This is a genomic window from Oryzihumus sp., assembly GCF_036391795.1.
Classification (GTDB): domain Bacteria; phylum Actinomycetota; class Actinomycetes; order Actinomycetales; family Dermatophilaceae; genus Oryzihumus.
Map to the genome: position 1 here is coordinate 1 of NZ_DASVZH010000055.1, position 13,542 is coordinate 13,542.

General features: G+C 74.1%; 12 protein-coding genes. 4 read left to right on the plus strand and 8 right to left on the minus strand.

Going from position 1 to position 13,542, the window contains the following annotated elements; translation table 11 throughout:
- The 8 genes from VF825_RS03215 to VF825_RS03250 all read right to left on the minus strand — a co-directional run.
- A partial coding sequence (locus VF825_RS03215) for a DNA topoisomerase IV subunit A (protein ID WP_331110078.1) occupies positions 1-2,425 on the minus strand: 2,425 nt, incomplete at its 3' end.
- 172 nt (positions 2,426-2,597) lie between these two features.
- On the minus strand, positions 2,598-4,280 hold the full coding sequence (gene ptsP / locus VF825_RS03220) for a phosphoenolpyruvate--protein phosphotransferase (protein ID WP_331110080.1): 1,683 nt from the start codon (positions 4,278-4,280) through the stop codon (positions 2,598-2,600).
- Between the two features lie 5 nt (positions 4,281-4,285).
- On the minus strand, positions 4,286-4,555 hold the full coding sequence (locus tag VF825_RS03225) for an HPr family phosphocarrier protein (RefSeq protein WP_331110082.1): 270 nt from the start codon (positions 4,553-4,555) through the stop codon (positions 4,286-4,288).
- A 60-nt stretch (positions 4,556-4,615) separates the two neighbouring features.
- On the minus strand, positions 4,616-6,181 hold the full coding sequence (locus VF825_RS03230) for a fructose-specific PTS transporter subunit EIIC (RefSeq protein WP_331110084.1): 1,566 nt from the start codon (positions 6,179-6,181) through the stop codon (positions 4,616-4,618).
- Positions 6,178-6,624, minus strand: a complete 447-nt coding sequence (locus tag VF825_RS03235) for a PTS sugar transporter subunit IIA (RefSeq protein ID WP_331110086.1) — start codon at positions 6,622-6,624, stop codon at positions 6,178-6,180. Before VF825_RS03235 ends, VF825_RS03230 begins: the two co-directional genes overlap by 4 nt.
- Before the next feature lie 60 nt (positions 6,625-6,684).
- On the minus strand, positions 6,685-7,635 hold the full coding sequence (pfkB, locus tag VF825_RS03240; RefSeq protein WP_331110089.1) for a 1-phosphofructokinase: 951 nt from the start codon (positions 7,633-7,635) through the stop codon (positions 6,685-6,687).
- Positions 7,632-8,393 (minus strand): DeoR/GlpR family DNA-binding transcription regulator, encoded by a 762-nt coding sequence (locus VF825_RS03245; protein ID WP_331110091.1) that lies wholly within the window; start codon positions 8,391-8,393, stop codon positions 7,632-7,634. The genes pfkB and VF825_RS03245 overlap by 4 nt, the downstream gene beginning before the upstream one ends.
- Before the next feature lie 247 nt (positions 8,394-8,640).
- The gene (locus VF825_RS03250) at positions 8,641-9,267 is read right to left on the minus strand and encodes a nitroreductase family protein (protein ID WP_331110093.1); all 627 of its coding nucleotides are present in this window, start codon (positions 9,265-9,267) and stop codon (positions 8,641-8,643) included.
- Positions 9,268-9,459: 192 nt separating this feature from the next.
- On the opposite strand from VF825_RS03250, the gene acsA reads away from it, so the two are divergent.
- The 4 genes from acsA to VF825_RS03270 form a co-directional block, all read left to right on the plus strand.
- On the plus strand, positions 9,460-11,265 hold the full coding sequence (gene acsA, locus VF825_RS03255; protein ID WP_331110095.1) for an acetate--CoA ligase: 1,806 nt from the start codon (positions 9,460-9,462) through the stop codon (positions 11,263-11,265).
- Entirely contained in the window at positions 11,262-12,287 is a 1,026-nt protein-coding gene (gene pdhA, locus VF825_RS03260; protein ID WP_331110097.1) for a pyruvate dehydrogenase (acetyl-transferring) E1 component subunit alpha, read from the plus strand. The genes acsA and pdhA overlap by 4 nt, the downstream gene beginning before the upstream one ends.
- A gap of 5 nt (positions 12,288-12,292) precedes the next feature.
- The gene (locus VF825_RS03265) at positions 12,293-13,273 is read left to right on the plus strand and encodes an alpha-ketoacid dehydrogenase subunit beta (protein ID WP_331110102.1); all 981 of its coding nucleotides are present in this window, start codon (positions 12,293-12,295) and stop codon (positions 13,271-13,273) included.
- On the plus strand, positions 13,266-13,542 hold a 277-nt coding region (locus VF825_RS03270; protein WP_331110099.1), incomplete at its 3' end, for a biotin/lipoyl-containing protein. The genes VF825_RS03265 and VF825_RS03270, both read left to right, overlap by 8 nt.

Here is a 13,542-nt window from a genome sequence, read left to right on the forward strand (position 1 = left end):
CGATCGGGGTCGGCGCCGGAGTGCCGGAACCGTCCCGCTTGCCCGTGGCCGGCGGCAGGTCGACGGCCACCCCGTTGGCGGCCGCAGCCCGCGCCGGCACGGCGCCCACCCAGGCCAGCACCAGCGTGTCCTCGCCCCGCAGGAACCGGTGCGCCCGGACGCCGCCGGTCGCGCGGCCCTTGGCGGGGTACTCGGCATACGGGGTGACCTTCAGCGAGCCGCCCTCGGTGCCCGGCAGGGCGCCGCTGGAGCCGGCGGAGGTGACCACGATGTTGTCCGCGCCCGGGTCGACCGCGCCGAAGAAGACCACCCGCTCGTCGCCCGCGAGCTTGATGCCGGCCATGCCGCCGGCGGCGCGGCCCTGGGGCCGGACCGCCGAGGCGGAGAAGTGCAGCAGCTGGGCGACGTTGGTGAGGAAGACCAGGTCCTCCTGGCCGGTGGTCAGCTCGACCGCACCGACGACTGCGTCGCCGTCCTTGAGCGAGATGACCTCCCAGTCGTCCCTGTTGCCGGGGTAGTCGGTCGTGACCCGCTTGACCACACCGTGGGCGGTGCCGAGGGCGATCCCGGGGGAGTCCTCGCGCAGCGAGACCAGCGTCAGCGGCTCCTCACCGCGGGGCAGGTCGACGAACGCGGCCAGCGGCGCCCCGCCGGACAGCGACGGCGCGCCGTTGGTCGGCGGCAGCGTCGGCAGCTCCAGCGCGGACAGGCGGATCATCCGGCCGCGCGAGGTGACCAGCCCGACGTACCCGCGGGCGGTGGTGCGCACCGTGGCGACCACCGCGTCGTGCTTGTGCCGGCCGCCCTCGTTGGACAGCGGGTCGGCCGTGGTGGTGCGGGCCATCAGGCCGGTGGAGGAGAGCAGCACCCAGCAGGGGTCGTCGCTGACCTCCAGCGGCGAGGACGCCGTCAGGGGCGTGCCGGCCGACTCCAGCAGCACCGTGCGCCGCGGGGTGCCGTGGGCCTTGGCGACCTCGGCGAGCTCGGAGGACACCGTCCTGAGCAGCAGCTTCTCGTCGCCGAGGATCGCACGCAGCGCCTCGATCTGACGCTCGAGCTCGGCCTTCTCGGTCTCCAGCTCGACGCGGGAGAACTTCGTCAGGCGGCGCAGCTGCAGGTCCAGGATGTAGGTCGCCTGCGGGTCGGAGAGGTCGAAGACCTCCATGAGGCGGTCCTTGGCGACCGCGGCGTCCTCGGAGCTGCGGATCACCTGAATGACCTCGTCGATGTCGAGGATCGCGATGAGCAGGCCCTCGACGAGGTGCAGACGCTCCTCCCGCTTGCGCAGCCGGTAGGCACTGCGGCGGCGGACCACGTCGGTGCGGAAGTCGACGTAGACGCGCAGCAGGTCCTTCAGGCCCAGGGTGCGCGGCTGGCCGTCGACGAGCGCGACGTTGTTGATGCCGAAGGAGTCCTCCATCGGGGTCAGCTTGTACAGCTGCTCCAGGACCGCCTCGGGGTTGAAGCCGTTCTTCACCTCGATGACCAGGCGCAGGCCGTGCTTGCGGTCGGTGAGGTCCTTGACGTCGCTGATGCCCTGCAGCTTCTTGGACTGGACGTTGTCCTTGATCTTCTCGATGACCTTCTCGGGGCCGACGAGGTAGGGCAGCTCGGTGACGACGATGCCCTTCTTGCGGGGCGTGACGTTCTCGATCCGCGTGGTGGCGCGGGTGCGGAACGTGCCCCGGCCGTTCAGGTAGGCGTCGCGGATCCCTTCCAGGCCAACGATCTTGCCGCCACCGGGCAGGTCCGGCCCGGGGACGAACTTCATCAGGTCGTCCAGCGAGCACTGCGGGTTGGCGATGAGGTGGCGGGCCGCGCCGATGACCTCGACGAGGTTGTGCGGCGGCATGCTCGTGGCCATGCCGACGGCGATGCCGCTGGCCCCGTTGACGAGCAGGTTGGGGTAGGCCGCCGGCAGGACGCCCGGCTGGAGCAGCTGGTCGTCGTAGTTGGGGACGAAGTCGACGGTCTCCTCGTCCAGGCTGCCGGTCATCAGCAGCGCGGCGGGGGCCAGCCGGGCCTCGGTGTAGCGCGAGGCGGCCGGGCCGTCGTCGAGGGAGCCGAAGTTGCCGTGCCCGTCGACCAGCGGCAGCCGCATCGTGAACGGCTGGGCCATGCGCACGAGGGCGTCGTAGATCGCCCCGTCGCCGTGCGGGTGGTACTTGCCCATGACCTCGCCGACGACGCGGCTGGACTTGACGTGGCCGCGGTCGGGGCGCAGCCCGAGCTCGCTCATGCCGTAGAGGATGCGGCGCTGCACCGGCTTGAGGCCGTCGCGGGCGTCGGGCAGGGCCCGGGAGTAGATGACGGAGTAGGCGTACTCGAGGAACGCCCCCTGCATCTCCTCCTCGACGTCGATGTCGAGGATGCGCTCCTGGTAGTCCTGTTCCTCACCAGAGGGGGTCGACGAACGGCGGGCCATGCGCGGTGGTGCTCCTCGGGGGTGCGGCGTCGGTTGCGGTGGGGCGGATTCTCCCGGACGCCATCTTCGCCCACGCAGCAGGGGGCCCGGCCACCGACTCGCCGGGACCGGCGAGCGAGCACCCCGGTATGCCGCGCGGCCCGGTGGCCACGCGGCATACCGGGGGCGGGTGTCAGAGGATGTCGAGCAGGTCGGGGTGGGCCAGCTCGGCGACCAGGGCGCGCGCCTCCTCCGCGGACCGGGCGCTGCGGGCCCGCTCGGCCAGGGAGGAACAGACGGCGAGCTCGTGCAGCGACAGGGCCAGGCGCACGGCGGGCACCCGGCTCGGGGCCATGGACAGGCTGCTCACGCCCAGGCCGGTCAGCACCAGAGCCAGGAGCGGGTCGCCGGCGGCCTCTCCGCAGACCCCGACCGGCTTGCCGTGGATCCGGCCGCCCTCGCACGCCGCGGCGACGAGGTCGAGCAGGCCCGGCTGCCAGGGGTCGAGCAGGTCGGCGAGCTCGCCCTGGAGCCGGTCGGCGGCCAGGGCGTACTGCGCGAGGTCGTTGGTGCCCAGGCTGGCGAAGTCGACCTCGGCGAGCACGTGCCGGGAGCGCAGCGCGGCCGCCGGCACCTCGATCATGACGCCCACCGAGGGCAGGCCGTGCTCGCGCACGCGGCGGGCGAACCAGGCGGCCTCGTCGGCGGTGGCGACCATCGGCGCCATCACCCGGACGTCGGCGCCGGTCGCGCGTGCGGCGGTGGCCAGGGCCTGCAGCTGGGTGTCGAGCAGGTCCGGGCGCAGGGCGGACATCCGCAGTCCGCGCCGGCCCAGGGCGGGGTTCTCCTCCGGGCCGAGGTCGGCGAAGGACAGCGGCTTGTCGGCGCCCGCGTCGAGGGTGCGCACGACGACCCGGCGCGCACCGAACGCCTCCAGGACCGCGGTGTAGGTCTGCGTCTGCTCCTCCAGCGTCGGCGCGGTGTCGCGCTCGAGGAAGAGGAACTCGGTGCGGAAGAGCCCGACACCCTCGACGTCCTCGGCTGCGGCGCGCACGGCGTCCTCGAGGCGCCCGATGTTGGCGAGCAGGGCGACCGGGTGCTGGTCGGCGGTCAGACCGGGGCCCTTGGCCGCGGACAGGGCGACCGCGCGGCGCTCGGCCTTGGCGGCGAGCTCGTGCTGCAGGCCCTCGCCGGGCTCGAGCACGACCTCGCCGGTGCTGCCGTCGACGGCGACCCGGGTGCCCGTCGGGATGTCCAGGGCACCGGGCAGCTGCACGACGGCCGGGATGCCCATCTGGGCGGCCAGGATCGCGGTGTGGCTGGTCGGTCCACCGGACTCGGTGAGGATGGCCAGCACCGTGGCCGGGTCCAGCACCGAGGTCTCCGCCGGCGCGAGGTCGTGGGCGACCAGGACGCTGGGCTCGGACAGGTGGGGGACACCGGGCTCGGGGACCCCGAGCACGCGGGCCACGGCCCGGTCGCGCACGTCGCGCAGGTCGGTGACCCGCTCGGCGAGGTAGCCGCCGGCCGCGGCGAACATGGCGCAGTACTCCTCGACGGCGGCGTCGACCGCCGTCGCCGGGCCGCGCCCCGCCATGAGCTGGGTGTCGACTGCGCCGGCCAGGCCCGGGTCCCGGGCCATCATCGCGGTGGCGGTGAGGATCTGCTGGGCGGTCGCGTCGGCAGTCGCCGCGCGCTCCTCCAGCGTGGCGGCGACCGACTCCAGGACGGCCCGGACGCGCGCGCCCGCCTCCGCCACGTCCGCCGCCGGTGCCTCGTCGGCCGGCGGCCGCACGGGCGGTCGGACCTGGACCACCGGTCCGACCGCCGTGCCGGGGCTGACCCCGATGCCGTGCTTGCTCTGGATGTCGGCCATGTCGATCACTCCGCGTCGAGGTCGCGGGAGAGCAGCTCGACCAGGCCGTCCAGTGCCGCGTCCGCACCGTCGCCGTCGGCCGTCAGGACGACGGCTTCGCCGTGCTTGGCGCCGAGGGCCATGACGCCGAGGATGCTGCGGGCGTCGACGGCGTCCTCGCCGTCCCGGCCGATCTGCACCGACAGGCCGGTGGCGGTGGCGGCCTGGACGAACAGGGCGGCGGGCCGGGCGTGCAGCCCCACGGACGAGGCGATGGTGACGGTGCGCTGGGCCATGTGTTTCTCGCTCCTTCGGGTGGTCCACCGGGTTCACCGGCGGGGCAGGTGTGCCGGGTGTCAGACCGCGCTGACGGTGGTGCTGGCGGCGGGCTCGGCCACCAGGTCGGCGTCGGTGGTCTTCGCCGTGGACTTCAGGGCCACGACGACGGCCGTCGTGACGCAGGTGCCGGCAGCGATCGCCACGAGGTAGAGCAGCGGGGCGCCGATCAGGGGCAGGACCCAGATGCCGCCGTGCGGGGCGCGCAGGGTGCTGCCGAAGAGCATCACCAGGGCACCGGCGACGGCCGAGCCGGACATGCTCGAGACGATGACCCGCCAGGGGTCCGCCGCCGCGAACGGGATCGCGCCCTCGGAGATGAACGACGCGCCGAGCAGCCAGGCCGCCCGTCCGTTCTCCCGCTCGGGCTCGGAGAACAGCCCGGGGCGCAGGGTGGTCGCCAGGGCCATGCCCAGCGGCGGGGTCATGCCGGCAGCCATCACGGCGGCCATGACCTTCAGCGGGGCGCCGCCCGCGACCGCAGTCGCCGCCGCGCTGGCCAGGCCGGTGGTGGCGAAGGTGTAGGCCACCTTGTTGACCGGGCCGCCGAGGTCGAAGCCCATCATCAGGCCGAGGATGATGCCCAGGATGATCAGGTTGGCGCCGGTCAGGCCGTTGAGCCAGGAAGTCAGCCCGTCGGTGAGGGCCTTGATCGGCCGGCCGAGGACGAGGATCAGCACCGCGCCGGTGAACAGCGTCGAGACGAGCGGGATGACGACGACCGGCATGATGCCGCGCACGCCCTTGGGGACGGTGCGCCGGCTGATCCACAGGGCCGAGAAGCCGCCGACGAAGCCGGTCGCGATGCCGCCGAGGAAGCCGGCGCCCATCGTCGCGGCGATCGCGCCACCGACGATGCCGGGGGCGATGCCGGGACGGTCGGCGATGGCGAAGGCGATGAAGCCGGACAGGATCGGCACGAGGAAGCCGAAGGACGCGGCGCCGATGACGAACAGCAGACCCGCCCACTCCATCCCGCTGCCGGGGTTGAAGTTGGTGGCGAGGTTCCAGTGGGCAGCCGCGCCGGTGCCGGTGAGGTTGTAGTTGACGACCTCGATCGCGCCGCGCTTGCCGCCGGCGACCTGCGCCAGCATGAACGACAGGGCGATGAGGATGCCGCCGGCGGCGACGAACGGGATCATGTAGCTCACACCGGTCATCAGCCACTGGCGGATGCGGGTGCCCGTGCCGGCCTCATGGTCGACCTTGGTGGCCAGCCCGCCCCCACCGGAGCGGGGCGCCGCGGCCGCGGCGGCCAGGACCTCGGGGTGCGCGGCGGCCTCCTCAGCGGCGGCCACGGCCTGCGCGATCAGGCCGGGCCCGTCGGAGATGGCCTTCTTGACCCCGACCTGCACGAGCGGCTTGCCGGCGAACCGCTGGCGCTCGCGCACCTCGACGTCGGCGGCGAAGATCACCGCGTCGGCGGCGGCGATCACCTCGGCCGGCAGCGGCTGGGAGCCGGCCGCGCCCTGGGTCTCGACCGCGATCTCGTGACCGGCGTCCTTCGCGCTCTGCTCGAGGGACTCGGCCGCCATGTAGGTGTGCGCGATGCCCGTGGGGCATGACGTCACGGCGACGAACTTCATGCGTTGACCACCTCTCGGGTGACGATGTCGACGACCGCGGCACTGTCGGGCGCGTCGAGGAGGGACTGACGGAAGTCCGGGCGGACCAGGCGGCGCGCGAGCTTGGCCAGGATCGCCAGGTGCTCCTCGCCGCCGCCCTCGGGGGCGGCGATGAGGAAGATGAGGGTGGCCGGGCCGTCCTCGGCGCCGAAGTCGATGCCGGCGGTGCGGCCGAAGACCAGGGACGGCTCGGTGACGTGGGCGCTGCGCGCGTGGGGGATGCCGATCCCGCCCGGCAGGCCCGTGGGCATCTGCTCCTCGCGCTTGCGGACGTCGGCGAGGAAGCCGTCGAGGTCGGTGACCCGGCCCTCGCTGTCCAGCGCCTCGGCCAGGATGCGCGTGGCCGCGTGCCGGTCCGGCGCCTCGAGGTCCAGGACCACGAGCTTGTCGGTGATCAGTGCCATGTGCGGGTTCCTTTGCGGTGTGGGCGGATCGGGGGATCGCGGGGTCGAGGGTGACCTGGCTCAGGGCGCCAGGCGCAGGGTCAGGTCCGGGTGGTGGGTGAGCAGCACGGGTATGCCGTGCACGTCACCGGGGCTGGGCATCCGGCTGCCGGGCAGCCCGACGGCCGCGGCGCCCCAGGCGACGCCCGCGGCCAGCGCCGTGTCGGGGGCGGAGCCGGTGGCGGTGGCGTGCAGGTAGCCGGCCAGGAGGGCGTCCCCGGCGCCGACGGTGCTCAGCGGGCGGTCGACGACGGCGTGCCCGTGGGCGGTCAGGCCGTCGGTGACGAGCAGGGCGCCGTGGCGGCCGAGGCTGACCACGACGGTGCGCACCCCCTGACCGAGCAGGCCCTTGGCGGCGGTGTGCACGTCGGCCAGCGTCGGCAGGGCGGCGCCGACCAGCTCGGCAAGCTCCTCGTGGTTGGGCTTGATGAGGTCCGGCCCCGCGGCGACCGCCCGGGCCAGCGGCGCCCCGGAGGTGTCGACCGCGACGCGGACCCCGGCGGCGCGGGCGCGCCGCACCAGCCCGGCATACAGCTCGTCGTCGACCCCGGGGGGCAGGGAGCCGCAGCCGACCACCCAGCTCGGGCCGCGCATCAGGGCCGTGGCCGCGCCGGCGACCAGCGAGGACAGCTCGGCGGTGGACAGGGTCGGGCCGGGCTCGTTGACCTTGGTGGTGGTGCCGTCGGGCTCGACGAGGGCGACGTTGGCGCGGACGGACCCGCCGATCGGGACGGGCAGCACCTCGACGCCGGTGCTGGTCAGCAGCCGCTCCAGCAGGGCGCCCTCGGCGCCACCGGCCGGCAGCACCGCGACGCTGTGCAGGCCGTGGGCAGCCAGGGCGCGGGAGACGTTGACACCCTTGCCCCCGGGGTCGACCCGGGAGGAGGTGGCCCGGTGGACCTCGCCGCGCTCGAGGTGGCTGATCGAGACGGTGCGGTCGATGCTCGGGTTGGGCGTCAGTGTCACGATCATGCCCGGATCACCTCCGGGCCCTCGCCCTCGAGCTCGGCGGCGGTCTCGGCGTCGAGCCCACTGTCGGTGATGATCGTGTCGATTTCGGCCAGGGGGGAGACCAGCGCGAAGTGGTCGATGCCGACCTTGGAGTGGTCGGTGAGCACGACGGCCCGGCGCGCGGCGCTGATCATGGCCCGCTTGACCGCCGCCTCGGACTGGTCCGGCGTGGTCAGGCCGCGCTCGCGGGAGAGGCCGTTGGTGCCGACGAACGCCACGTCGACGAAGACGTCGGCCAGGGCCCGCTCGGCCCACTCCCCGACGCAGGCGAGGGTGCGCCCGCGGACCCGGCCGCCGAGCAGGTAGAGGGACAGGTTGGCCTGGGTGGCGACCTGGCCGGCGACGGTGAGGGAGTTGGTGACCACGGTCAGCTCGCGGTCGCGGGGGAGCAGCTCGGCCAGGCGTCCGGTGGTCGTGCCGGCGTCGATGAGGATGGTGCCCTCGTCGGGCAGCTCGGCCAGGGCGGCCTTGGCGATGCGCTCCTTCTCGGTGACCAGCCGCTCCTCGCGGGTGGCGACCGCCGGCTCGAAGCCGAGGCGCTCGACCGGGATCGCGCCGCCGTGCACCCGGCGCAGCAGGCCGCGCCGCTCCAGCGCCGTCAGGTCGCGCCGGACGGTCTCGGGGGTGACGTCGAGCCGCTCGGCCAGCGCGGTGACCTCGACGCGGCCGTCGGTGCGGGCCGTCTCGAGGATGTGCTGCTGGCGCTCTTCCGCGTACACCGGATCCTCCTGGGGTTGGCCTGCCGTTCGCCCCAGTGTGTGCCCGCGGTCACATCGATGTAAAGGGTTTCTCACAAAAATCCACAGAAACGGGTTTATGAGCGTGTCCGTTTGCGCGTCCGGGTGGTGATGCCGGAGTCAGGGTGAGTGCGCCGGTGTGGGCGCGCTGGTCCGGCCCGCGGTCCGTGTGTCGACCCGGGGGATGCGCGGCCGACCCGGCGTGCGCCCGCGGGGTCGGAGAGTCAGGTCAGGTGGCGCTGGTCTGCCACGGGGTGCCGAACCGGCCACGGTGGGCGACCTCGCCGACCTCTCGCCGGCCCCGGCGCAGGCTCGGGCTGCGCCGGTCGGCCGCGGCGAAGCCCAGGGCCACGACGCCGACGATGGACCGGTCGTGCGGGATGGCGAATGCCTCCATCACGTCCTCGTGGTACTCCGGCGGCACGCCGAAGAAGAGCCCGCCCAGCCCCTCGTCCACGCCTGTGAGGAGCATGAGCAGTGCGGCCATCCCGGTGTCGACGTCCCAGTAGGGCACCGGCCAGCGGGCCTCGTCCTGGTCGGTCCAGCCCTTGTCGGGCTCGGCGTAGCGGCGCAGGTAGGTGCCCTTGTCGGACAGGCAGACGATGAGCACCGGGGCGGTCATCAGCCCGGTCAGCCAGCCGTCCGGCTCGGTGTCGGGGTCGGTCGTCGCGGCCCAGAACACCTGGCGTTCCTGCGGTTCGGCCAGGACCAGGAAGTCCCAGCCCTGGCTGAACCCGGCGCTCGGGGCGCGGATCGCGGTCCGCAGGACCAGGTCGAGCACCTCCGGTGGCACCGGCCGGTCGGGGTCGTAGCGGCGGACCATGCGGCGACGGCGGACGACCTCCTGGAACTCCATGCCGGCCATGCTGCCAGTGCCCGCCCGGGCCCGCAGGCGCGTCCGGGACGTGGCGGCGAGGCGACGGCGACGGGACGGTGAGGCGGCCGGGGCGGGCCGCTGGACCCCTCCCGCCGGGACGTTGTGCCGTGGTCGGGTGCGGCGCGGCCCCCGACTCTGGTCACGGCATACCGGCACGTGGAGGTGGCGCGCATGGCCGCGGTGAGCACGCACGTCTGGCCCCCGATCGCGCCGGCCGCGGGCAGCGGGCCGCCGCCCCGGCTGGCCGACTACGAGGCGGCCCGCGCTGCCTTCCGCTGGGAGGACGCCCGGCGCGAGCTGGCCGGGCTGCCCGGCCACCACGGGCTCAACATCGCCGACGAGGCGCTCGACCGGCACGTGCGCGAGGGGCGGGGCCACCGGCGGGCCATCCTGGCGGTCGGGCGGCACGGCGAGACCAGCGAGGTGACCTACGCCCAGCTCTCCGCCCACACGAACCGGTTCGCCAACGTGCTCCGCGACCTGGGGGTCGGCCCGGGGGAGCGCGTCTTCAGCCTGATGGGGCGCCAGCCGGCGCTGTTCGTCGCCGCGCTCGGCACGCTCAAGGCCACGAGCGTCTTCTGCCCGCTGTTCTCCGCGTTCGGGCCCGAGCCGGTGCGCGACCGGCTCGTGCTGGGGAACGGCCGGGTGCTGGTCACGACCCCGGCGCTGTACCGCCGCAAGGTCGAGCCGGTGCGCGACCATCTGCCCGAGCTCGAGCGCGTGCTGCTCGTCGGCGGCGACCCGGAGACCGCGCACACGGTGCCCGGGGGCATCGACCTGGCCGAGGCGATGGACGCCGCCGGCGAGGACTTCACCATCCCGCCCACCGACCCCGACACACCGGCGCTGCTGCACTTCACCAGCGGCACCACCGGCCGGCCCAAGGGCGCCGTGCACGCCCACGAGGCGGTCGTGGTGCACCGGGCAACAGCACAGTGGGTGCTCGACCTCGGCCCGGACGACGTCTTCTGGTGCACGGCCGACCCCGGCTGGGTCACCGGGATGTCCTACGGCGTCATCGCCCCGCTCACCCTCGGCGCGACCGTGGTCACCGACGCCCGCGACTACGACGCGCTGCGCTGGTACTCGCTGCTGCAGGACCAGCGCGTCACCGTCTGGTACACCGCGCCCACCGCGCTGCGGATGCTCATGCGGGCCGGCGAGGAGCTGCCCCGGCGCTACGACCTCTCGGCGCTGCGGCACATCGCCAGCGTGGGAGAGCCGCTCAACCCCGAGGTCGTCGTCTGGGGCCGGGACGTGCTCGGGCTGCCGGTGCACGACAACTGGTGGCAGACCGAGACCGGCGCGATCATGGTCGCCAACTACCGCTGCGCCGAGGTCCGCCCCGGGTCGATGGGCCGGCCGGTGCCGGGCATCGAGACCGCGGTCCTCGAGCGCGGGGAGGACGGCCGGGCGCTGGTCGGGCCGGACGGCCACGTGCGGGTGCTGACCGAGCCGGGCCTGGTCGGGGAGCTCGGCCTGCGGCGCGGGTGGCCCTCGATGTTCCGCGGCTACCTGCACGACGAGCAGCGGTATGCCGCGTCGTTCGCCGACGGCTGGTACCTCACCGGCGACCTCGTGCGGGTCGACGGGCAGGGCTACCACTGGTTCGTCGGGCGCGCCGACGACGTCATCAAGTCGGCCGGCCACCTGGTCGGGCCGTTCGAGGTCGAGACCGCGCTGATGGAGCACCCAGCGGTCGCCGAGGCCGGGGTGATCGGCAAGCCGGACCCGGTCGCCGGCGAGGTGGTCAAGGCGTTCGTCACGGTGCGCGACGGGTTCACCGCCGACGACGCGCTGCGCGAGGAGCTGCTCGCCTTCGCCCGCCGGCGGCTGGGGGCGGTGGCACCCAAGGAGGTCGACTTCGACCAGCACCTGCCGCACACCCGCAGCGGCAAGGTGATGCGCCGCCTGCTGCGCGCCCGCGAGCTCGGGCTGGAGGAGGGCGACACCTCGACGCTGGAGCCCCCGGCATGAGCACCCGCACGCGGTCCGGGCGTGCCGCCAAGGCGGCCGTCCCGCCGGAGGAGGACCGGACCGCCGCCCGGCTGGCGATGCTGGCCCAGATGGTGCGGATCCGCCGGTTCGAGGAGGCGTGCGTCCAGCTCTACAGCCAGACACGCATCCGCGGCTTCATGCACCTGTGCATCGGCGAGGAGGCCGTGGCGGTCGGGGTGATGGGGGCGCTCGCGTCGCGCGACGCGGTGGTGTCGACCTACCGCGAGCACGGCCACGCCCTGGCCCGCGGCCTGCCCATGCCGGAGGTCCTGGCCGAGATGTTCGGCCGGGCCACCGGGTCCAGCCGGGGCCGCGGCGGCTCGATGCACCTGTTCGACACCGGCCGGCGGTTCTACGGCGGCAACGCGATCGTCGCGGGAGGCCTGCCGCTCGCGGTCGGGCTGGGGCTGGCCGAGCGGATGCAGCACCGGGACGGGGTGGCCGTCTGCTTCTTCGGCGACGGTGCGGCCGCCGAGGGGGAGTTCCACGAGTCGCTCAACCTCGCGTCCCTGTGGCACCTGCCCGTGCTGTTCGTCTGCGAGAACAACCTCTACGCCATGGGCACGTCCATCGACCGGGAGCTGGCGATGACCGACCTGGCGCTCCACGCCGCGGCCTACGGCATGCCGGCCTGGCCGGTGGACGGCATGGACGTCGAGGCGGTGGACCAGGCCACCCGGCGCGCGCTGGACGACGTGCGCAGCGGCGAGGCGCCGGTCTTCCTCGAGATGCGCACCTACCGCTTCCGCGCGCACAGCATGTACGACCCCGAGCTCTACCGGGACAAGGCCGAGGTGGAGCACTGGCGGGAGCGTGACCCCGTCGAGGTGTTCGCCGGCCGGCTGCGCGCGGAGGGCGTGGCGGTGGACGAGGAGCTGACCCGCATCGAGGCCGCCGTGACCGCCGAGATCGCGGAGGCGGTCACGTTCGCCGAGGCGGCCCCGCTGGAACCGGTCGAGGACCTGACCCGGTTCGTGCACTCCGAGGAGGAGCAGCGGTGACCGCGGTGGAGACGACCTACCGCGAGGCGATGCGCGCGGCCCTGCGGGACGCGATGACCCGGGACGAGCGGGTGTTCCTCATGGGCGAGGACGTCGGCCGCTACGGCGGCTGCTTCGCGGTCAGCATGGGGCTGCTGGAGGAGTTCGGGCCCGAGCGCATCCGGGACACCCCGCTGTCGGAGTCGGCGTTCGTCGGCGCCGGGATCGGCGCGGCGATCGGCGGCATGCGCCCCGTCGTCGAGGTGATGACGGTCAACTTCAGCCTGCTGGCCCTGGACCAGATCCTCAACAACGCCGCCACCTTGCTGCACATGTCCGGCGGCCAGGTCGCCGTGCCCCTCGTGATCCGGATGACCACCGGCGCCGGCCGCCAGCTCGCCGCGCAGCACTCGCACAGCCTCGAGGCGTTCTACGCCCACATCCCCGGCCTGCGGGTGCTCGCCCCGGCGACCCTGGAGGACGCCCGCGGCATGCTGTGGCCCGCCCTGCTCGACCCGGACCCGGTCATCCTCTTCGAGCACGGCTCCCTGTATGCCGTGTCCGGGCCCCTGGAGGACGGCGCCCCGGAGGTGGACATCACCTCCGCAGCCATCCGGCGCGCCGGCGCCGACGTGACCGTCATCGCATGGGGCGGGTGCCTGGGCAAGGCGCTCACGGCGGCGGAAACCCTTGCTGCAGAGGGGATCTCGGCCGAGGTCGTGGACCTGCGCGTGCTGCGGCCACTGGACTCGGCCACGGTGCTGGCCTCGGTCCGGCGCACCCACCGGGCCGTGGTCGTGGACGAGGGCTGGCGCAGCGGGAGCCTGTCCGCCGAGGTGGCCGCCCGCATCGCCGAGGAGGCGTTCTACGACCTGGACGCCCCGGTCGAGCGCGTGTGCAGCGCCGAGGTGCCGGTGCCCTATGCCAAGCACCTCGAGGACGCGGCGCTGCCCCAGGCGGACACCGTGGCCGCGGCCTGCCGAAGGGTGGTGGGCGCCGGTGGGTGACTTCGTCATGCCCTCGCTGGGCGCCGACATGGACGAGGGGACGCTGTTGGAGTGGCTCGTCCAGCCGGGTGAGCCGGTCACCGCCGGCCAGGTCGTCGCGGTCGTGGACACCGCCAAGTCGGCCGTGGAGGTCGAGGTCTTCGAGTCCGGCGTCATGGGTGAGCAGGTCGTCGTTCCCGGCACCCGGGTGCCGGTGGGCACCCCGCTGGCGCGGATCCTGCCGGCCGGGGCCGCTGCTCCGGTGCCCGCCCCGCAGCCCGTGGGGGCGG

Excerpts from the sequence above, each read along its gene's own strand:
- ptsP (WP_331110080.1), bottom strand. The coding sequence starts at position 4,280 with ATGGCCGACATCCAGAGCAAGCACGGCATCGGGGTCAGCCCCGGCACG.
- VF825_RS03225 (WP_331110082.1), bottom strand. The coding sequence starts at position 4,555 with ATGGCCCAGCGCACCGTCACCATCGCCTCGTCCGTGGGGCTGCACGCC.
- VF825_RS03230 (WP_331110084.1), bottom strand. The coding sequence starts at position 6,181 with ATGAAGTTCGTCGCCGTGACGTCATGCCCCACGGGCATCGCGCACACC.
- VF825_RS03235 (WP_331110086.1), bottom strand. The coding sequence starts at position 6,624 with ATGGCACTGATCACCGACAAGCTCGTGGTCCTGGACCTCGAGGCGCCG.
- pfkB (WP_331110089.1), bottom strand. The coding sequence starts at position 7,635 with ATGATCGTGACACTGACGCCCAACCCGAGCATCGACCGCACCGTCTCG.
- VF825_RS03250 (WP_331110093.1), bottom strand. The coding sequence starts at position 9,267 with ATGGAGTTCCAGGAGGTCGTCCGCCGTCGCCGCATGGTCCGCCGCTAC.
- acsA (WP_331110095.1), top strand. The coding sequence starts at position 9,460 with ATGGCCGCGGTGAGCACGCACGTCTGGCCCCCGATCGCGCCGGCCGCG.
- pdhA (WP_331110097.1), top strand. The coding sequence starts at position 11,262 with ATGAGCACCCGCACGCGGTCCGGGCGTGCCGCCAAGGCGGCCGTCCCG.